The 19,557-nt window shown below is 48.9% G+C and carries 19 protein-coding genes and 1 riboswitch; of the genes, 11 read left to right on the forward strand and 8 right to left on the reverse strand.

Annotation, left to right across the window (positions count from 1 at the left end; translation table 11 throughout):
* Positions 1-42: 42 nt before the first annotated feature.
* Together H6F93_RS06845 and H6F93_RS06850 are read right to left on the reverse strand one after the other, a co-directional pair.
* Positions 43-1,836: an ArnT family glycosyltransferase gene (locus tag H6F93_RS06845; RefSeq protein WP_190679828.1), complete on the reverse strand. Its 1,794-nt coding sequence runs from the start codon at positions 1,834-1,836 to the stop codon at positions 43-45.
* Positions 1,837-1,918: 82 nt separating this feature from the next.
* Positions 1,919-2,536, reverse strand: a complete 618-nt coding sequence (locus H6F93_RS06850) for a hypothetical protein (protein ID WP_190679829.1) — start codon at positions 2,534-2,536, stop codon at positions 1,919-1,921.
* 360 nt (positions 2,537-2,896) lie between these two features.
* Between H6F93_RS06850 and H6F93_RS06855 the strand changes: the two genes are divergently transcribed.
* Positions 2,897-3,250: a DUF565 domain-containing protein gene (locus tag H6F93_RS06855; RefSeq protein WP_190679830.1), complete on the forward strand. Its 354-nt coding sequence runs from the start codon at positions 2,897-2,899 to the stop codon at positions 3,248-3,250.
* A 97-nt stretch (positions 3,251-3,347) separates the two neighbouring features.
* Positions 3,348-3,848 carry an orange carotenoid protein N-terminal domain-containing protein gene (locus H6F93_RS06860; protein ID WP_190645439.1) on the forward strand — a complete coding sequence of 167 codons (501 nt, stop codon included), beginning with the start codon at positions 3,348-3,350 and terminating at the stop codon, positions 3,846-3,848.
* Between the two features lie 173 nt (positions 3,849-4,021).
* Here the strand turns inward: H6F93_RS06860 and H6F93_RS06865 are convergent, their stop codons facing one another.
* Complete coding sequence (locus H6F93_RS06865) at positions 4,022-4,255, reverse strand: hypothetical protein (protein WP_190645437.1); 234 nt, start codon at positions 4,253-4,255, stop codon at positions 4,022-4,024.
* Between the two features lie 476 nt (positions 4,256-4,731).
* Between H6F93_RS06865 and H6F93_RS06870 the strand changes: the two genes are divergently transcribed.
* From H6F93_RS06870 to H6F93_RS06890, 5 genes are all read left to right on the forward strand, one after another.
* Positions 4,732-5,601 (forward strand): inositol monophosphatase family protein, encoded by an 870-nt coding sequence (locus tag H6F93_RS06870; protein ID WP_190679831.1) that lies wholly within the window; start codon positions 4,732-4,734, stop codon positions 5,599-5,601.
* 238 nt (positions 5,602-5,839) lie between these two features.
* Positions 5,840-6,943 carry a saccharopine dehydrogenase family protein gene (locus H6F93_RS06875; protein ID WP_199313530.1) on the forward strand — a complete coding sequence of 368 codons (1,104 nt, stop codon included), beginning with the start codon at positions 5,840-5,842 and terminating at the stop codon, positions 6,941-6,943.
* A 102-nt stretch (positions 6,944-7,045) separates the two neighbouring features.
* A complete protein-coding gene (locus tag H6F93_RS06880; protein ID WP_190679832.1) occupies positions 7,046-8,647 on the forward strand; it encodes a mechanosensitive ion channel family protein in 1,602 nt (533 codons plus the stop codon).
* Positions 8,648-8,779: 132 nt separating this feature from the next.
* Positions 8,780-9,889, forward strand: coding sequence for a hypothetical protein (locus H6F93_RS06885; protein ID WP_190679833.1), 1,110 nt, complete (start codon positions 8,780-8,782; stop codon positions 9,887-9,889).
* A 34-nt stretch (positions 9,890-9,923) separates the two neighbouring features.
* The gene (locus tag H6F93_RS06890) at positions 9,924-10,694 is read left to right on the forward strand and encodes an FHA domain-containing protein (protein ID WP_190679834.1); all 771 of its coding nucleotides are present in this window, start codon (positions 9,924-9,926) and stop codon (positions 10,692-10,694) included.
* A 72-nt stretch (positions 10,695-10,766) separates the two neighbouring features.
* Here the strand turns inward: H6F93_RS06890 and H6F93_RS06895 are convergent, their stop codons facing one another.
* The 3 genes from H6F93_RS06895 to H6F93_RS06905 all read right to left on the reverse strand — a co-directional run bounded on the left by H6F93_RS06895 (position 10,767) and on the right by H6F93_RS06905 (position 13,373).
* Positions 10,767-12,263 (reverse strand): protein adenylyltransferase SelO, encoded by a 1,497-nt coding sequence (locus H6F93_RS06895; RefSeq protein WP_190679835.1) that lies wholly within the window; start codon positions 12,261-12,263, stop codon positions 10,767-10,769.
* A gap of 82 nt (positions 12,264-12,345) precedes the next feature.
* The gene (locus H6F93_RS06900; RefSeq protein ID WP_190679836.1) at positions 12,346-12,732 is read right to left on the reverse strand and encodes a hypothetical protein; all 387 of its coding nucleotides are present in this window, start codon (positions 12,730-12,732) and stop codon (positions 12,346-12,348) included.
* A gap of 191 nt (positions 12,733-12,923) precedes the next feature.
* The gene (locus H6F93_RS06905; protein WP_190645427.1) at positions 12,924-13,373 is read right to left on the reverse strand and encodes a DUF4112 domain-containing protein; all 450 of its coding nucleotides are present in this window, start codon (positions 13,371-13,373) and stop codon (positions 12,924-12,926) included.
* Positions 13,374-13,558: 185 nt separating this feature from the next.
* Between H6F93_RS06905 and H6F93_RS06910 the strand changes: the two genes are divergently transcribed.
* The 4 genes from H6F93_RS06910 to H6F93_RS06925 all read left to right on the forward strand — a co-directional run bounded on the left by H6F93_RS06910 (position 13,559) and on the right by H6F93_RS06925 (position 16,833).
* Positions 13,559-13,771 carry a hypothetical protein gene (locus H6F93_RS06910; protein ID WP_190679837.1) on the forward strand — a complete coding sequence of 71 codons (213 nt, stop codon included), beginning with the start codon at positions 13,559-13,561 and terminating at the stop codon, positions 13,769-13,771.
* Positions 13,772-13,862: 91 nt separating this feature from the next.
* Positions 13,863-14,273, forward strand: coding sequence for a fasciclin domain-containing protein (locus H6F93_RS06915; protein WP_190645423.1), 411 nt, complete (start codon positions 13,863-13,865; stop codon positions 14,271-14,273).
* 350 nt (positions 14,274-14,623) lie between these two features.
* A riboswitch (TPP riboswitch) is annotated at positions 14,624-14,721 on the forward strand.
* 8 nt (positions 14,722-14,729) lie between these two features.
* Complete coding sequence (gene thiC, locus H6F93_RS06920; protein WP_190645422.1) at positions 14,730-16,106, forward strand: phosphomethylpyrimidine synthase; 1,377 nt, start codon at positions 14,730-14,732, stop codon at positions 16,104-16,106.
* A gap of 142 nt (positions 16,107-16,248) precedes the next feature.
* Positions 16,249-16,833 carry an LURP-one-related family protein gene (locus tag H6F93_RS06925; protein WP_190679838.1) on the forward strand — a complete coding sequence of 195 codons (585 nt, stop codon included), beginning with the start codon at positions 16,249-16,251 and terminating at the stop codon, positions 16,831-16,833.
* A 148-nt stretch (positions 16,834-16,981) separates the two neighbouring features.
* Here H6F93_RS06925 and H6F93_RS06930 read toward each other — a convergent pair whose 3' ends face one another.
* Positions 16,982-17,587, reverse strand: a complete 606-nt coding sequence (locus H6F93_RS06930; RefSeq protein ID WP_190679839.1) for a GspH/FimT family pseudopilin — start codon at positions 17,585-17,587, stop codon at positions 16,982-16,984.
* Positions 17,584-19,407 (reverse strand): serine/threonine-protein kinase, encoded by a 1,824-nt coding sequence (locus H6F93_RS06935; protein ID WP_190679840.1) that lies wholly within the window; start codon positions 19,405-19,407, stop codon positions 17,584-17,586. Before H6F93_RS06935 ends, H6F93_RS06930 begins: the two co-directional genes overlap by 4 nt.
* Positions 19,408-19,557: the final 150 nt, after the last annotated feature.

Below are 19,557 nucleotides of genomic sequence, written 5' to 3' on the forward strand. Positions count from 1 at the left end.
TGACGGATGGCAAATGCCAACCATTCAATTCAGCGACAATTGCTAATTCTCCTTGAGCGGTAGCCGAATCCGAATTAGCTGGTAGGCTCCTGCTTGTTCAACTAACTGATATTGTTCAGGCTCCAGGTCTGCTTCTCTCAGCTTGTGGGGAAAGGCTACCATCAGCACCGAAGGGGTATTTTGCTCAAAGAGCTGATCGAGCTGCTCTTCCAGGTCATCGGGATCAGAGATGAACAGAATAGGGCGTTCTGTGTAAAATACCAAGCTAGGTTTCTGAAACCCAAGCATCGTCAGCATTTCTTGCGGTTGTTGAGCTTGCAGCATGGTCGCTGAAAGCTGTCGCAAAGGGAGTTGTCTCAGACCATCCACAACTGAGAAAGCGGGCATGACAGCAAACACGATGAAAGCAAAGAACCCCATGAAATTGACTAGCCAAAGCCAGCGTCCCCGGCGGCGCAGCAGCAAAACCAACATGACGCTCGCCGCGATCGCCCAACTCGCTGCTCCCCAGGGCAAAAGTCCAGATTGGCGGATTACTTCTGGCAGATTCCGCATGGTGGGGTCATCACCCAGCCAGTTTGGGCTGTAAAGCACTGCCCCAGCCAGCGCTGCTAGAAAAATAGTATTGACAATACCCGTAATCAAAACGCTACGACTGATCTGCGGACGAGTGATTTGTTCGCTCCAGAGCAGCGCCACCAGAATGGCTGCGGCAGGCATCAGCGGCAGGACATAGCTGGGAAGCTTTGTGACCGCAATGGTGAAAAAACTGAAGATTATCAACAGCCAGCTTGAAGCGAACAGACCCAGGTGTGTAGCGCGGGGTTGCTGTTGCCAGTGGGTGCGCTGCCAGATGCGAAGACGGGCGATCGCCACGGGCAGATATAGCGACCAGGGCGCAAACCCAACTAAAACAGCGAAGAAGTAAAAATACCAGGGCGCATCGTGACGGTTGACGACCTCGGTAAACCGCTCAAAGTTGTGGTAGCCAAAGAAGCTGTCTATATATTCCTGCCCGTTTGCCTGAATGACTAGGATATACCAGGGGACCGCGATCGCCAAAAAGATCAGCCCACCGCGCAGCAGTCGCATCTCACGCAGCACTGTCCAGCCGTTGCCGACGTAAAGCAAAAATGCGCCGATAATCAGCACGGGCAGCACGATCCCCACGGGACCTTTGGTTAACACAGCCAATGCAGACAGCACATAAAAAGCTAGATACCAGCGGGCCTGCACCTGGGGTCGCGCAGGCTGAGCATAGCCACAAAAGAAAGCAAGTAATGCTATTCCCATACAGCCGCTTAGCAGCATGTCTGAAACACCTGTTCTAGCCCAGACAATCGTGTGCGTGTTGAGGGCGAGCATGGCTGCACCGATCCAGGACCCTAGCCAGCGTTGACGACTGGTTTGGTGAGATAAATTTGGGACTGTTGCCGTTTCAGCCGCAGCAGGGGAAGGAAAGCCAAACTGTTTAAGGGTGTAAAATCCCATTGTGGTGAGGGCGATCGCTGCCAATGCGGAGGGCAGCCTCACAGCCCACTCGTTAACTCCAATGGTTTGGTAGGCGATCGCCATCAGCCAATAGATCAGGGGTGGCTTATCAAACCGAGTTGCCCCGTTAAAGTAAGGCGTAATCCAGTCCCCCGTTTCAGTCATTTGGCGGGCGGCTTCGGCAAATAGTGGCTCGGTTTCGTCAACCAAACCGATGCTGCCTAGATGCCAGATGAAAGCCACAAAGCTGATTAGGCAAATCCAAATGATTGAAAGTGTCCAGGCTGGAACGGGCTGTTCCCAGTGTTGGAAAAGTTTGCTGGGGCGATCGATCCCAAATTTCATGTAGAGCTATCAGATGCTTAAGAGGGTTTAAGGTCTGACAGATAGTCTGCCAGACCTTACTTTAACTGGAAAACTGACCTTTCTATTGGACGATCAACTGCCATTCTCCGGTTCCGCTGCTCCAGGTCGGTCCTGCCGTTTTGCCAGCCACGTATGGGCCCCAATATTGCCGCGAACCATCCTGAGCAAAAACGACCAAAACATCTCCGTTTTGCAGTTGAAGCTCACCCTCTGGTAGAGAAAGCAGCAGACCACTAGCGCTGCCCTCTCCCGGTGCGAAGTCCCAATGAACAGGTTCTTTATAAGCGTCTGTGCTGTTTTCGGTAGCTGAGGCATCTGAGGCAGAGGTAGCATCACCTGGGACTTGCGACAAAAGCGCAACTCGTACAGGATGCTCAGTTTGATTGCTGACTCGGAGATTGCCAGATTGGGCGATCGCCAGATTTTCGTCTGGAGGCGCAGATGGAGCCGCTGGAGTCGCTGGAGCCGCTGGGCTAACCACGACTGGGGGCGAAGTGACGCTAGGAGAAGGCACCGTTTCTCTAGGAACTTCCTCAGCAATGGGAGGCGCAGAATCCAGCCCAATTTCTTTGGGTGGGATGGGTTCCATCAAAATGCTGATATCAAATCGCCCAATCAGTAAGACAATAATGCCTACGCCTAAAACTCCGATAACTGCGGGGTAAAGTTTTAGCTTCATATCTTTGGTCACTTCACCCTGCCCCCTGCAAACTCGCGAAATTGAATTAACGGAAAAATCGGCGGCTCTTCAATAAACCGCTAACAGCCTACCGCTGACAGCCTATGGTGCGTATTACATCCTATGGCATGAGCTGAAGATGCTCTTTGGGTTGCATCCTATACTCAGGTGGACTTGCAATTCTTGCTTCCTTTAGTCTAGTCCAGGACTTACATTACTTCCTCTCGATACTGATGCGATCCGCAATTTTAGAAATATGCAGCGGCGACTTCATCCTATCCCTGTTCTGATGGTTTAATTCTGATAGTTTGATGCGTTAACCCGATTGCTGTTGCCTAGTTTCTGGAGAACCCCGCGGTCATGCAAAACACTCGTCTCAACAGTTTGGTTGATACCTTGCTCGGACGGCTTGATCGGTGGTTACAAAACCCTTGGCGACGGTTTTCGCTGCTAATCATTAGTCTCTTGTTTGGCAACCTGCTGGCAACAGTGGTAGCAACAACCGCCGGACAAAACGCAGAGCTAGATTCCATCGTTGCTTTGCTACTGGTTGCCTCCACAGAATTAACTAATTGGGTTGTAACCAGGGGCGATCGCCTTCGCAGGTCAGCCGAAGGCCCTTTTAAGCGCCCCTTGTTCACAGAAATGTTGAACAGCGTCAAGATTGGTTTGATCTACGGAATGTTCGTGGAAGCTTTCAAAATCGGCAGTTAAGCTATGTCTTGAGAGGGGTTATGAGCCTCTGCCTTTAGCAGGTTTAAGCGATCGCAGCGGTCTTGATAGCGTCAGAGAGACGATTTATGAGACTCTCATGACATATACGACTTCAAACCCCTCCAGCGAACTGGTCCAAAACTTTCGTAGTCTGGACGTAGACCAGCAGCTAGCCCTATTTTGGTTTGTCTACAAAGAAATGGGCAAATCAGTTACGCCTGCGGCACCCGGAGCTAGCACCGTTTCTACAGAAGTTGCAGAGGGGCTATTTAATCAAGTTAAGGATATGTCTCATGAACAGCAGTTGCAGATTCAGCGAGACTTGATTTCTGGAAATAATAATCTGATTAGCCGGGAGTACGGCGCACTAGGCGATACCACCAAACTGCTGTTTTGGTATCTGCTGGCTCAGGGTATGGACAGTGCCACAATCATCCCTATGCCACCTAACTATCAGCTTGCCTCTGAAGCAGAAGGTTTGCTCAATCAAATCAAAGGGCTAGAGTTTCAACAGCAAATTACCCTCTTCCGCGATATTGTTTCCCCCATGGGAGTTGATCCCACTACGGCAGAGCATGACGAAGCTACTGGACTCTAGTGCCAACTCTGAAAATTAGCAGACGTTGCTTGCTAGTTCATTGAACTACATACAAACAAAACAACGGGATGTGTAGAGCGCATCCCGTTGTTCTGGATGAAGAGATTGACAAAAGTCTGCCCGATTTCGCCCTAAAGTGCTTTACGACAAATTAGAACACCTGATGGCAGTGCTTAATCCGCAGGAGGTGGGCTGCTCAATCCATAAGCTGTCGGTTGAAACTTAGCTTCCATGAGGTCGCTATCCCCGTCGCTATTCTCCACATCATCAATTACATTAGTTTCTTTGCCCTGCTCTTTGGCAAGCGTTTCATGAACTTCATCCCTACTCGCTTGAGACTGAAGATGAACCGGATCAGGGGTAGGAAAGGGAGGATTTGGATTATTTGAAGGCTTCTGGGTTGACATGATTTTGAATTCTTAAATGCGCTACAAACTTTACTTTGTTGGTGAACTATACGGTGATCCTAAATGGGTTATGAGAGGCATACCTTTGAGGAATGTTCTTCTCATAACCGCTCTTTTTACAGGTGATTGAAGATTGCTACATTTGCCAGTATTAAATTTCTCTAAACCGATTGCGTCCACCTAAGGAAGCAAGAATACAAACCCAACTGGATGATAGAATTCTACTCTTTGAACCAGGTTAACAACATACTGTTGTAGCGTTTAACAAACGTTAAATGTATCCTCGCTCCTTTTCTCAGTTTAACCCTGTAGAAAGTAGGATTTGAACAAATTTAGGGAGTTGTAAGTTGACAGCATTGAAGCAAATTTCCCTATTGAAATCTGAACGAACTAATTTGTTTCGCTAAGCATAAAGCTTCGTTGAGCTTAAGGGGTAAGATTGTTGCCATGCTGCCGATAGTGAGAGCAAAGTTTAGATGCTGCCAAATCCCCGTTTAATTCTGGAAATGCTGTTTCCCTATCTCAAGATCGCTGCTGCTTACGCGGTTGAAGTTCAGCCTAAGATTGCGGCGCGTCCTTCTAAAGAGTCAGATAGTTTCTTTGGAGCAGCGCTGAGTGATGCTGACCTGTCGATTCAAACGCTGGTAGAAGTGGCGCTGTTGGGTGCTTTTCCTAACATTCGCTTTTATGGGGAAGAGTATGAGCAGTCTTACAACACAAAGTATTTTCGAGCCATTACTTTAGGCGAAAAAGATGATTATCTGGTAACGCTTGATCCGATTGATGGCACTCAATTTTACCTGGACGGGCATTCAAACTATCAGATTATTGTGGGTGTGCTGAATTGGGATGAGTTTGAGGCGGCGATCGCCATCACTCCTGCACAAAACACCTACTGTTTTGCCTTTCGAGGGCAGGGCTGCTGGCAAGGCACTTTAGATGCGGGTTTGGCAAGCGGTCAGCCTTTGAAAATTGCTAAAACCAGTCCAACAATTCTGCTGGGATGGGGCATGGAGGCACTCGCACCAAAGCTAAAAGACGATTACGCCGTGATTGACGTTGCTACTTCTTACTCCGATGAAGTCCAAATCCCTAACGTGAATGGCATGTTAAGTGGAGACTTAGCAGGAGCAGTCACTCGTGCAGGCAAATTTATTGATAGTGCTGCATTGGCATTTTTAGCACAAGAGGCGGGCTGCATTGTCACGACTCACACTGGAGCAGCCCTTCCACCCCTGCACGACTGCGAAGATTATTCTCGTCCCGGTTTGGTCATTGCGGCTTCTGCGACAGTACACCAGCATCTTTTGGAGGCGATCGCCTCTCTATCAGAGGCATCAGCCTGAAGATAAATTAGATCTCTTACGTGGATGGTGGTGCCACCATTTACGCTTCAAAAAATGATTCATGCAGGAAATATATTAGAAGATGCGTGTTTGCTATGAGTCAGAAGCACTGAAGCACAAGCACTGACAGCGCTTATGCCCATAGGGACAAAATACCGCTCACAGATTCTTGCTTTATGCCGATGTAAACCCGTTCTAAAAGTGGTGAACTGAGGTTGGTGTTGAATAATACTGACTGATGACACAGGTTTTAGTTATAGGTGGACAGGGGCGAATCGGCAGTAGTGTTGCAGCCGACCTAATCGATCACACTCAGGCAGAAGTTATTGTCACCGGCAGAAGTGACACCCTCAAAGACGGATCGGGCAGCCAACAGCTTGGTTCGCGGGTACGATTTTTGCAGCTAGACCTCGCGGATCTAGAAAAGCTGAAACAGGCGATCGCCCAGTCTGATGTGGTCGTTCACTGTGCTGGGCCCTTTCACTACCGTGACACCAGCGTCCTGAAGTTTTGCATCGAGCAGGGTGTGGACTACGTTGATGTCAGCGATACACGCGGCTTTACCGAGAAAGCTCTGTCTTATCAGGCAGAGGCGGAGGCAGCTGGAGTAACCGCTGTTGTTAACTCTGGTATATTCCCAGGTATTTCTAACAGCATGGTGCGACAGGGCGTAGAGCAACTTGACCAGGCAGAAGAGATTCGCCTTTACTATGTGGTGAGCGGTTCTGGTGGGGCAGGCGTAACCGTAATGCGAACAACATTTCTAGGATTGCTCAAGCCGTTTGAAGCCTGGATAGACGGACAGTGGCAAAAAATTAAGCCTTACACCGAACGCCAAAAGATTCACCTCCCTGCTCCTTATGGTACGGTTCATGCCTACTGGTATGAGATGCCGGAGACGTTCACTCTAGTGGATTCTTTTCCGGTCAAAACTGTTGTTACCAAGTTTGGTTCAGTGCCTGATTTCTACAATCACCTGACCTGGATTGCTGCCAATGTATTTCCTAAATCGTGGCTGAAAAACCCCAATGGCGTTGAGTTTTTATCTCACGTGAGTTATCGCATGACGTCTGTTACCGATTTGTTTAGCGGCACAGGGGTGGGCGTACAGGCTGAAGTGGTTGGGCAAAAAGCAGGACAGCCCAAACGCTACCGCTCAGCTCTGGTTCATTCTAGTGCAGCGATCGCTACGGGTCTTGGTACGGGTTGCATTGCTCAATTCTTGCTGTCCGGTCAGTTGAAAAAACCAGGCGTTTGGGCCGTTGAGCAGGCCCTTCCTACAGATTTATTTGAGCAAGCCATGCAAGCGCGCAAAGTTACTATTCAGCAAGAGTGGGTGTAGCGTCTAAGCATATTTTGCTTTCTGCCTGCCTGTTCTTAATAATTCGACTCCCAAACTTGAGGCAGAATGGCATCGGGAACGATCGCTTGGGACTGAGATTCATTGGCACCTCATCGACTTTTATCTGCCATATCGCAGATTTTACAAACCGTTGGCATCGCCTTAATTCTGACGCTAATTCTGCTAATAGCCCCGGCGATCGCCCAAAAAGAAATTCCAGCTTCAGTGGTGTTAGACGGGCGAGAAATTTTTCAAATTAGCCCTTCAGGCGAATACACAGCCACCGAGCGGGCAGAGTTGGTCAATTCGCTGCTGCAAGAAGCAGTACAGGAAGATCAGCCCGTCCAGATTGAAATTGAGCAGCGCAACGGCTTGCCGACTATCCGGCTGAATGACCGCCATCTCATGACGGTGACAGACCGGGATGCTCCCCTAGGCAGAACCCCTGAAGAGCAGGCAAGAGAGTTAACCCGGCGGCTTAGGGATGCTGTTCAGCAAGCCCAGCAGCAGCGGACGGCAGAATTTTTGCGGTGGGCAGGAACGATCGCTGTGGGAGTCGTAGCGATCGCCACTTTGTTGCATTGGGGGCTGGGTGAGTTTTGGCAGCGATCGCTGCGCCCTTCCCTAGCTGCAATCTTGCCGCAGCCGAATGCCGATGAAGATGAAACCATTGAACACCCCCAAGCGTTGAACTTGCTGGTGAATCTGCTGCTGGCGATCGCCCGAACGGGCGTATGGCTGGGCGCAACGCTTTACATCACTAACCTGTTTCCGCTGACTCGTCAGTGGGGCTACCGCATCTTCAATAGCCTAATAGCTAGCTTTACCTCTCCCATCATTACCCTGGGGCAAAGCAGTTACTCAGTGACGGATCTGCTGGTTTTGGCATTCATGCTGCTGGGGCTGATCGTCTTTACCAAGATGGCAACGGATCTACTCAAGTCCCGCATTTTACAAATGACTGGGGTAAACCGAGGTGCACAGGAAGCCGTTGCGGTAATCATCCGCTACGCCATGTTGTTTATCGGTTCGCTGGTGGTGCTGCAAATTTGGGGGCTAGACATCAGTTCCCTGGCAATTCTGGTCAGCGCCCTCGGGGTAGGAATCGGCTTTGGTTTGCAGGATATTGCCAAAAACTTCGGTAGCGGCTTGGTGTTAGTGTTTGAGCGTCCCATTCAAGTTGGAGATTTTATTGAAGTTGGTGAATTTCAAGGCAACGTCGAGCGCATCGGGGCACGCAGCACCCTAATTCGCACGCTCGATCAGATCTCGATCATTGTGCCAAACTCGCGTTTTTTAGAACAGGAAGTGATCAACTGGAGCCACGATAACCCTGTTTCTAGAATTCACCTGCCTGTCGGGGTAGCCTACGGCTCAGACATTGAAGCGGTGCGATCGGCGCTGTTAGAGTCGGCGCGAAATCATCCTAAAATTCTTTCAACTCCGCAGCCCCAAGTCTTTTTCAAAGAATTTGGCGACAGCAGCCTGAATTTTGAACTGCTGGTCTGGACAGCAGAACCCAGCAAGCAAGTTGTGATCAAAAGCGATCTCTATTTCCGCATGGAAGCTCTGCTACGTCAAAATCAGGTAGACATTCCCTTCCCCCAACGCGACCTGCACCTCCAAGTCGATCACCTGCCCCTGAAACTGTCCCCAAAAATGGAGCAGATGGTGCAGCAGTGGTTAGAGCGATCGCAGCTTTAAAGCTATTCAAGGGGTTGGATTTTCCATGCGCTTAATGCACAAAAAATTCAACCTCTCAAACAAACCTTCGTTTCTAAACTTTCCTGAAACGACTCCAGTTGCTTGGAGAAGTTATAGGGTGAAAGCAACTTCTTGGTATCGCAAGCTGGGTTTGCGATCGCTGGGTGGGAGTGGTGCGATCGCCTACTAGCCCGGGAAAAAGTCATAGAGGTAGAGCAAATGCGCCTTGTCTATTGGGGTTTGGCAATTGGCGGGTTCGTTCTGGTCGTTACTTGGTTGTGGGGAGCGCTCGTCGCGTTTTCCCTAATTCTTTTGCTCATTATTGGTTACGAGATTTGGCGACAGAGCCGTCCCTTAGCGCTATCAAATCGGTCCCGTAAAGCCAAGCTAGAAGACGGCTTAGTTGAGCGATCGCAGTCTGAAGTACCTCTACCCGATGCAGTTAAACTGACTGCAAAACCTGCTGGCAAGCTTCGGTTTCAACTGGTAGAAGAGAAATCAGTCAAGCACTCCAGCAGATCGGATTTTGATCAGCCCCTTAGTGCAATTCCTGCTCAATCTGCTGTAGGAGGCGATCGCACAGTCATTCAGGAGCCGCTGACACTGATCTCAGCTACAGAGGCAGATGCAATTGCAGAAGCAATTCAGAATTTTACTCAGGCCGAGTCAGACGCAGCTCTAGCCGATGCCCCTACCGTAATTGAGTCGCTCAACCAAATTCACTTTGCCGGGTCTGCTGAAGCAAACCCCAATGCAACGAGCTTGGCTGAAGAACCCACTGTTCTGCCAAAGGAGGAGAGCAAGCAGGCGATCGCCAAACCCTCCCGTCAGCCCAATCCCTGGGATGAACCTGTTACCACACCCGGTTTCCTCAATCCCCAAAGCAATCAGACCGTCATTCGTTCCCCAGCCACAAGCGAGCCAACTGTCGCTAGACCGTTCCAATCGCAGTCGGCAGATGAGCCGACCGTTGCCAGACCGTTCCAGCCTAATAGCTCCGCAGATGAAAAAACGGTAATTGGTCCCCCAAAGGCAAAAACTGGCAACAAGCCAACCATTGCCGCCCCGTTTCCAAGCCAAGACTTAAACAACGTCACTACCCCCAAGCCTGCTGATGGAAGCAGTCCTAATTCTCCATTAGCTAACCCTAAAATCTCCTCCTTAAAAAGTACCGATCCAGAAAAAATTACTGTAATTGGGCAAAACCAAAGTCCCAATCAGGAGGAGCAGACAACGCTTTAACGGATTGGGTCAAAGTCAAAAGTGACAAAAAATCATGATTAAAATAAGGGCGATTTACTACCAAACAGGTGAGTCTCAGGAAAAAATCCTAACACCAGAAACATTAACTCAGGGGGGTGGTCTAATCGGACGAAACCCAAACTGTGATCTGGTGCTAAATAGTCCTGAAGTGAGTCGAGTTCACGGTCGAGTTTTGTATCAGTCGGGGCAATACTATTACACCGATTTGGGCAGTACCGATGGCTCTCAGGTCAACGACCAGACAGTGCAGACCAACCAGAATTTTTTGCTTCAAACAGACGACATTATCCGCATTGGCGGGTTCATTCTACTCGTCAAAGAACTGGACTTACAGGCAGCAGCAATGAGTGGCTCAAAAGCAACTTTGATTGATGGTAGTGCTGCCAGTGTGTCATCCAATGCAAATCGGAACGCTGTGAGTCAACCTAATCCAGCGCAAAACGGTTTGCCTGATGATTCTTTGCCTCAAAATGACTCATCTGATGGTCTCTTCTATATTTCTCAAGGCAACCCTACTAGCTCAACACCTATTTCTGCGGCTGAGGCACCCGCAGTGCAGCGGCTAATGTTTAAGGTGGAAGAGTTAAAAGAAAAAGGTATTTTGAACCAGGGTTTTACAGAATGTGTTTTTCAAGGCAAAGTTCTGGTAGAAGGCATCTCTTTGGCTAAACGCTTGCGCGAAAAAGCAACTGATCTCTGGCAATCTGAACTTGACTCCGGCAAACTCTGCCTCCTAGTGGAATATCCTGAACATTTCACTCTTTGGCAAGAAAAAGAAGGATAAGATATTGGGCGTTGCTGAGTATTAGGCGATCACCCTTGCCGCAAAATCGGGAAAAGGCAGAAATCTCGACGATTACTTCATTGGCTGAACAGATTCCCAAATTCGCTTGAGTAGGTCATAAAAGGGAGCCCAGTCATCTTCAACGGTAATTGGTTCCCAAATTGCCTCAATTTCGGGTCTAAGTAAAATAGTGCTGGGATTGTGTTGTTGCAGCCGTTGGGCGATCGCCCCCATCTTTTCCTCCGGCAAAGCAGTGAGAATCTGATGATAGTGCGATCGCCACTGGTCAAAACAATCCATCACTGCATCAGATTGGGATTCACCTTCAGCAAAAATTAAGGCTTTATCGGTGCGCCAATCTGGTGAAAACTGTTGTCGTAACGCTAAAAAGAAGTCGTGATAACCAATTCGGGCTTCTTCTAACAGTTGCAAAGTGAGTTTAAGTAAGTGAGTGGCGACCCCTTGTGGGTATCTCTCCGAGATCGCCTCATCTAGTTCCTCTAATCCTTCAAAGCCCAACTTGTTCAGCATTCGCTGTAGATAGGCAGTGACATAATGTTGCTCAAACTGAGCTAGACCTGACTCCATTTCTGCGGGGCTGATCACTGCTTTTAGTGGTACTTGCAGCATTTCTAAATTCCAGCGGCAGATTGAAGGCTGATTGCTATAGCTGTAGCGACCAGCGTAATCAAAGTAAGCAGCAGTGAAGTGAGGAGCGTATTGATCAATAAAAGCGTAAGGACCGTAATCAAAACTTTCCCCAGTAATCGACATATTGTCTGTGTTGAGTACGGCATGACAAAAGCCCACAGACATCCATTCTGCAACCAGTTTTGCGACTCGCTGCACCAGTTCTGCATAGAAATGAGCGTACTGGTCAGGTTGGTTCCACAGATGCGGATAGTAGTACTGAATCACATGATTCAGCAGCCTTTGGGTGAGATCAGGACGACCCAGGTGATGGAGTCGTTCAAAGGTGCCAAAGCGAATGTGCGATCGCGAAAATCTCACCATTACTGAAGATCTCGTAGGAGACGGCTCATCTCCTCGCCAGAGTGCTTCCCCGGTTTCAATCAAGCTGAGGCAACGAGAAGTACGGACACCCAAAACATTTAGCATTTCGGATGCCAGCACTTCTCGTACACCCCCTTTGAGTGTGAGTCTGCCATCCCCACCCCTGGAGTAAGGCGTTGTGCCAGAACCTTTAGTGCCAAAATCGTACAGTTCACCGTCTACACCACGTACCTGCCCGTACAGGAAGCCTCTGCCATCGCCCAAAAACGGATTGTACTCACCAAACTGATAGCCGTGGTAGCGCAGCGCTAGCGGCAGTTGCTGCGCCTGAAAATGTCCAAAAGCCTGGATAAAATCTGCATCCGTAACCGACTTTGGATCAAGTCTTAGTTTAGGCAACACCTGATCATTACGAAAGCGAAGAATGTGACGGGGAAACTCCGCTGCTGAGACAATATCAAAATAATCGTCTCCCAGATTTTCTAGGGCCGGCTCATAGTTGAGCGATAGAAAAGGATTTGGAGAACTCGTCCGGTCAAGGGCTTCAGGGAACATGGTTACTGCTAGAACACCTACTTCATCTTCTCATCTTAGAAGGAAGTCCTGGTTCGCATAAACGTCTGGTCGCGATAGAGGTCTAACTGTTTGATTTTTGCTCGTAGTACTCAGAGATGTGTTCGTAGACATCCTGAGGAAATTGGAGGTCTTTGTAGACATTACAAGCATCAGGATCATCGGAATCAGGACAGATCTGAAAATCCTGATTTTTTTGCCATTCCAAAATGCGATCGCGTTTGGGTGGGTTGTAGTCCTTGCCCTGCACCTGCTGGTAGAGCGATCGCGCCTCTCGTTCATCACAGTCTGGATCCTTTTGAAGGTAAGTCACCAGTTCTTCTTCTGACATGAAGTGACGCGCCACCATAGCAAACGTCAGCCTGCCATAATGCCCGATATCCTGCTTTTGGTCGAGCGCCTCTAGCAAGTGCGCCATTACATCACTTTTACGGAGTTCCTTAACTGCCATAATGCACTTCCTTACTAAGCTGTGACTTCAGTACAGGGGAGTTAAAGCGATCCAAGAGCGCTTTAAATCTGACCTGAAACTATTACCCTTCCTTTGTAAAACACTGCTTAAAAGGTGCCGTCTATCTTCAGAAGGCTGTTTGTAGAACAAAAGTACTCATTCTGGCAGGTTGCCCGGGCAGAATTACCCGTTTACCTCGGAGCGGATATGTTTGCAGAAGCAGTCCCAGCCATCTCGGTACTCGACAGATTCAAGGAGTCAACTTGCTCAAGATCTGGTTCAGCCATCTGCAAATGCCTCTCTAAAAGAGCCAGATTTCGCACATTTGCTTTGTAATAAGCGTCAAACAAGTCACCCAGAAGGGGCACTGAACCCACCACTGCCTCTAAGACAATGTTGGCAATCATTTGGCCTAGCACCTCCGAAGGAAGCTGAAAGCGCCGCGCCAGAAAAATAATATAAGCCGAAAATGCAGTTGTAACTATATCTCCTGCACCAGGAACCAGACCTAAAATAGGATCTAGCCCAATTCGAAAGTTAATAAAAGGAATGCGAATGGCAGTATCCATCAATCGACTCAGCTTACGAATGCGATTGAGGGTAGCAAGCCGTTCTACAGCATTTAAACTTGATGTATTCATGTCAAAGTAATATTCATATATTTATACGTCTAAAAGCTTGACATAGTTATTAGAAAGCAGCTTGTACCGTGAGAAGTATGTTTTAGGGAAATTTTGCCTATTCCAGGTTATATTTATTGACTCGATCGCTGTAGAATTCATTCCATTCGTGACCACTCACAGGATTACTCACAAGATTTATTGCAATGCCAAAAGCACAAGATAAAGACAATTCAGGTATGAATAGACCGTTGAGTTGGCTAGGCGTTCTTTTAATTGCAGTTGTCAGCGGTTTGATTGTACGAGTCTTGGGTGATCCTATTGTTGAAGTTACGTCACCAAACCTAGAAGAATTTTTTGAGGATGTAGAGGAGTTTTTTGAAGATCCTAAAGACTTTTTTGAAGACCTGAATCGGTAGATTTGCTTTAGAGCCTATCCTTTGAGCGATGAATTTTGCCTCATTTCAGACATACGCTCTCAGGGTGGCAATCTAAGCGGAGAAATGAATTATGGCTAACTTAGTAGAAGTTGCTACTGAAGCAGGTTCTTTTGGGACATTGATTACAGCAGTCGAACGTGCTGGTCTTGTAGATATTCTCAAAGGTGAAGGTCCTTACACTGTGCTTGCGCCAACCGATGACGCATTTAACAAGCTCCCAGCAGAAACGTTAGAATCCTGGCTTCAAGATCCTCATAAGCTAAAGCAGGTGTTGTTATATCACGTCATCTCAGGCGATGTGCGATCGGATGACTTGGCTGAAATCGATGAAGCCCCGACCCTAGAAGGTTCAGTGGTATCCGTTGAGCAGGGAGACGGCGTTCACGTAAATGAGGCGAAGGTACTGCAAACTGATATCCTGACTGACAATGGTGTGATTCATGTCATTGACACTGTTTTAACGCCAGCACTTTTGGTGTAGAAAAGGTGTAAAAAAGAGAGGCGATCGCCCTAATCACCTGACAAATCTTCTGATGTAGGTTGGGTGGAGCAGAGCGTAACCCAACACTCACCTAGATTTCGTTGGGTTCCGCATTCGCTTCACCCAACCTACGACATACCCATAGTCTTGGGAGTTTTGTCAGTTAACTAGGTGATCGCCCTCAAGCCTTCACTGGAAAGGGCGATCGCTTGGTATACAGTGTTGGAACCCTAATTTAGCGGCAAAAAACTTAAATCATTAAGCAACTTCTCTACAGCATTGCTGTCCAATACGAACCGTCAAGTTTTTACAGTCGGCGCAGCTTCGTTGCTCAAGGGTGATAAGATAAGCAGTCAAGCTAGGGGTGCCTGAGTTTCTCAGGCTGAGATTACACCCTTAGAACCTGAGTCTGGCTAGCACCAGCGGAGGGAAGCTGTTTATTTTGAGGAACCTCATATGCGGACTGAATGGATCGCCAAGCGGCGCGGACAAGGCAATGTGTCTCAGATGCACTATGCCCGTCAAGGTGTAATCACAGAAGAGATGCACTATGTGGCACGGCGCGAAAACCTGCCTGCCGACCTAATTCAAGCGGAAGTGGCGCGGGGGCGAATGATTATTCCCGCTAACATTAACCACACGAATCTGGAGCCGATGGCGATCGGCATTGCTTCTCGTTGCAAAGTGAATGCCAACATTGGCGCATCCCCCAACTCTTCCGACCTGCAAGAAGAGGTCAACAAGCTTAAACTAGCGGTCAAGTATGGCGCAGATACCGTGATGGATTTGTCCACGGGTGGGGGCAATCTAGACGAAATTCGCACTGCTATCATTAATGCCTCACCCGTACCAATCGGCACCGTTCCGGTCTATCAGGCGCTAGAAAGTGTGCATGGCACCATTGAAAACCTCACGCCTGATGACTTCCTGCACATCATTGAAAAACATGCTCAGCAGGGGGTGGACTACCAAACGATCCATGCAGGCATTTTGATCGAGCATTTACCCCTGGTGAGAGGGAGGCTGACAGGCATTGTTTCACGAGGCGGTGGTATTCTGGCTCGTTGGATGCTACATCACCATAAGCAAAACCCACTCTACACTCACTTTCAGGACATCATTGAGATTTTCAAAAGATATGATGTTTCGTTTAGTCTGGGTGATTCCTTGCGTCCGGGCTGCGCTCACGACGCATCAGACGCGGCCCAGTTAGCAGAGCTGAAAACTTTGGGGCAGCTTACCCGCAAAGCCTGGGAAGATGACGTACAGGTTATGGTGGAAGGCCCAGGACATGTACCGATGGATCAGATCGAGTTCAATGTCCGCAAACAGATGGAAGAATGTTCAGAAGCACCTTTCTATGTGTTGGGACCACTGGTAACGGATATTGCGCCAGGATATGACCACATCACCTCAGCGATTGGAGCGGCGATCGCCGGTTGGCACGGTACAGCAATGCTTTGCTATGTCACACCCAAAGAACACCTCGGCTTACCCGATGCCGAGGACGTGCGAAATGGGTTAATCGCTTACAAAATTGCGGCTCATGCAGCAGACATTGCGCGTCATCGACCAGGGGCACGCGATCGCGATGATGAGCTTTCGATCGCACGCTATAACTTTGATTGGAATCGCCAGTTTGAGCTGTCGCTCGACCCTGAGCGGGCACGGGAATACCATGACGAAACATTACCCGCTGATATTTACAAAACGGCTGAGTTTTGTTCGATGTGTGGTCCAAAGTTTTGCCCCATGCAAACCAAAGTCGATGCAGAAGCGCTAACTGAGCTAGAAAAGTTTCTGGCGAAGGAAAGCGTTGGCAGCGGTGTGTAACGATTTTTGAGAATCAGGGGCTTAGTCCCCTGATTCGGACCGAAAACCGGGATTAATTAGAATGCAAACCCTCGTCCGGAATTACGTTCAGTAATTTGGAATCTATCGGGGGTAATATTTCTTTCATCTTCCCGAACCCGTCATGCAATATCCTCTCGAACTAACTTTTAAGATCTGGACGCTAGCTCCCACCATTTCAGTCACAGATGCTCAAGGCAACTTGGTCTTATACGTTAGACAAAAGCTGTTTAAGTTCAAGGAACACATCACTGTCTTTTCGGATGCTCAACAGACCCATTCGAAATTCACGATCAAAGCCGATCGCATCATTGATTTTTCCGCTCGTTATAACTTTGCTGATCAGGATGGAGCCTATCTAGGCAGCGTCAAGCGTCGAGGTCTGCGGTCACTCTGGCGCGCCAGATATGACATTTTTGATGGTGATGCAAGCAGCCTGATGATTCAAGAAGAAAATCCCTGGGTCAAAATTTGGGACAGCTTGTTTCAGGAAATTCCAATCCTGGGAGCGCTCAGTGGCTATGTATTTCACCCCAAATATCTGGTCAGCCGTCCCGATGGTCAAGTGGTGATGCGTTTGGAAAAGCTACCTTCATTCTTCTCAAGAAAGTTTGTATTAAAACCAGTTGATCAAATGAGCGATCGCGAAGAAGCTCAAGCTTTACTCAGCTTGCTCATGATGATTCTGCTAGAACGCGCTCGCGGTTAAATTAGCTATACATCTTAAAGGAGAAGGGAGACAGGACTGGGTTCTGCCTCCCTTCTTTAACTGAAGTGTCTACTACCAATTTCAAAATCTACAGATAGAAAGGCACCCCGCTGAGCGGGGTGCCTTTCTATCTGTAGCCTCTTAAGGATTAGCGAGCAATGTCTCCAGGTGGAGGCTGCAAATAGGGTGAAATGTTGGGCGCAATCTCACAGGCTGTGGCCTGGTTGATTTGAACGTAGCTAATACCGTCTCTACGATTCAGCACATTGATGCAGCGTCTGGTGCTGACTTGGAGTTGATCTTCGTTTCCCAATGCGACAAACACGAGCGCTTCATACTCTACGGTGCCGTCGGGCGTAAATGTGAGTGAGTTGTTGGAAGAGTCTGGAATGGTGAAAATTAGCCGATCTGCTGGAATATTGGGAGACAGCGTTTTCCATTCTCGTGGTTCTGTCGTGTAGGGTGACTGTGCAACCTGAATTCCTGTATCAGTTTTCCGAAAGTGAACCGTGTAGTTGTAGCCTTCCGAAATAGCTTGCTGCTGCGCTTCCTTGAGTGATTGACGAATTTGTTCGGCTAGAAGGTTGACTCGGGTTTGATTAACCAGACTGATGAAGTTAGGGATAGCGATCGCTGCCAAAATTCCCATCACGCAAATGACGACCAGCAGTTCAATCAAGGTGAATCCCTGACTGAAGTGCTGAGATAGGCGATCGCTCCTCTCAGAAACTCGCAACTGACGAAGTTTCATCATCTCCCTCCATCCGTTGCCAGACGCTGCAAATCGTGTGGCGCAGGTGGTTGAATGCTAGGTTGATCCCTTTCACGAGTAGAACGGGTAGACGATTGACCTGACTGAATTCCTGGTTGAGTTTTCGGCTGAGCGTCTTCCTGAATCGTTGTGAGATATTGCTCAGCCTGCTGAAGCCACTGTCTTTGGTCAGGGTGCATCCGAGATGCATAACGGCGGCAAGACTCCCAGTTGGTCACCACTTCAGGCGATCCCTGAACTTCTGCCAACTGTGCCATTAAGCAATAGGCAGAGGCTTCTTCATCATTAAGCTGAATTGCCGCATTTAGGTAAGATGCTGCCTCAGTGTAATTCGCTTGGGTTAAGTAAGCCCAGCCCAGATTTTTGAGCATGGAATACCGAATAGTATCATTTTGCTCTAGTTTCAATCCTGCTTGCAGCAGCGAAATTGCCTGCTCTGGCTGCCCTGCTAAAATGTCAAGCCGAGCCAGGTTGCTGTATGCCTCTGGTAACCCTGCCTGCTGAGCAGTTTCGTAAGCCGTGCGAGCTTGCTCAAGGTCGCCTAGCTGCTCATAGTTACGTCCTAAGTGGAAGTAGGCTTCTGGATAATCGGGTTTGAGGGCGATCGCCCGCTCCAACTCAACTTGAGCCAGATACAGTTCTTCTGCGATCTGGTGCGTGATGCCACGCTCATGGTAGACCGTTGCCATCCGCATGGCTCCCCACTGCCAGGTGACCCCACCCAGACCCAGGGCGATCGCCACTCCGGGTACTGCCAACGCCAAGCGCAGCTTTTTCAACCCAGCGCGTTTAGGAGGCAGCAGCGCTGTTTCCTGCTCATGATCTTGCTTCTGAGGATAATCCTGAAGGTCATATCCCTGCTCGATCGCATCCAGGCGTTGCCAGATTGCGTCTGTGTTTGGCGGTCGCTTACCTACCGTTGGAGCCATTAAATGGTCAATTAGGTCAGCCAACGGAGTACTAATGGAGGGAGCCTGATCCCGCCAACGCAGTTCGCCCGTGTAGAGGTCAGCGTCTAATTCCAGTGGATGCTTGCCTGTTAGCAGGTGTACCAAGGTGCGTCCCAGCGCAAAAAAGTCAGACTGCGGCAAAGGTCTGCCATCGATCTGCTCCGGCGGGGCATAGCCAGGGGAACAAATGCCGGTCAGAGCTTGCCCGCCGCCTACCTTGACTAACATGGTAGGCGTTACTTCCCGCACCGCACCAAAGTCAATCAGCACAAGCTGACCATTGGGACGGCAGATGATGTTAGACGGCTTAATGTCGCGGTGAAAGCACTGCTGCACTGAGTTGTTGTGCAGTACGCCAAGAATGTCAACCAGTTGTTTTAACCAGGCGATCGCCTGAGCTTGAGTCACAGTCCGGCGCAGCTTGCCGCGTGAGTTAGCCCAAGAATTGAGGTCAACCCCTTCGATAAACTCCATGACCAGGCAATGCAGCGTTTCAGCGCCAGCGCCGGGTCGGAACTGAAAGGATTCTTCCTCTACCTTAGGAATTCCGGGATGACGAAGCTGGCGTAATACTTTTGCTTCTCGCTGAAATAGCTTGGCGGCGATCGGCGACTGGTTTAGCAAGACCTTGAGAACTTTTTGCGTTTCAGGCTTGCCTGCCTTTATGTTCAGCGTGTCCTCAATCAAGTAAGTTTTGCCAAAGCCACCTTCGCCGACCTGCCGCTTGACGCGATATCGATTTTGCAACAGCAAGGTTGAATTGCAATGACGACAAACCGTAGCTGATGCACTATCGGGATCAGCCGGATTGGGGCAAGTCGGGTTAACGCAGTAATGAGGTTTAGGTCTCAACGTCAATTAAGTCAAAGAATTTCAAAGTTTGAATTAAATTGATTTATAAATAGAAGCCTTCCCTATTTCCATCGGAGTACACCATTAGGAGGATAAACTCATAGATCAGTTTAACCCCCTACCTGGAATTATGGGCTTCCCTCAAAAGGT

Origin of the sequence: Leptolyngbya sp. FACHB-671 (assembly GCF_014695745.1) — a bacterium.
Lineage (GTDB): Bacteria > Cyanobacteriota > Cyanobacteriia > Elainellales > Elainellaceae > JAAUTN01.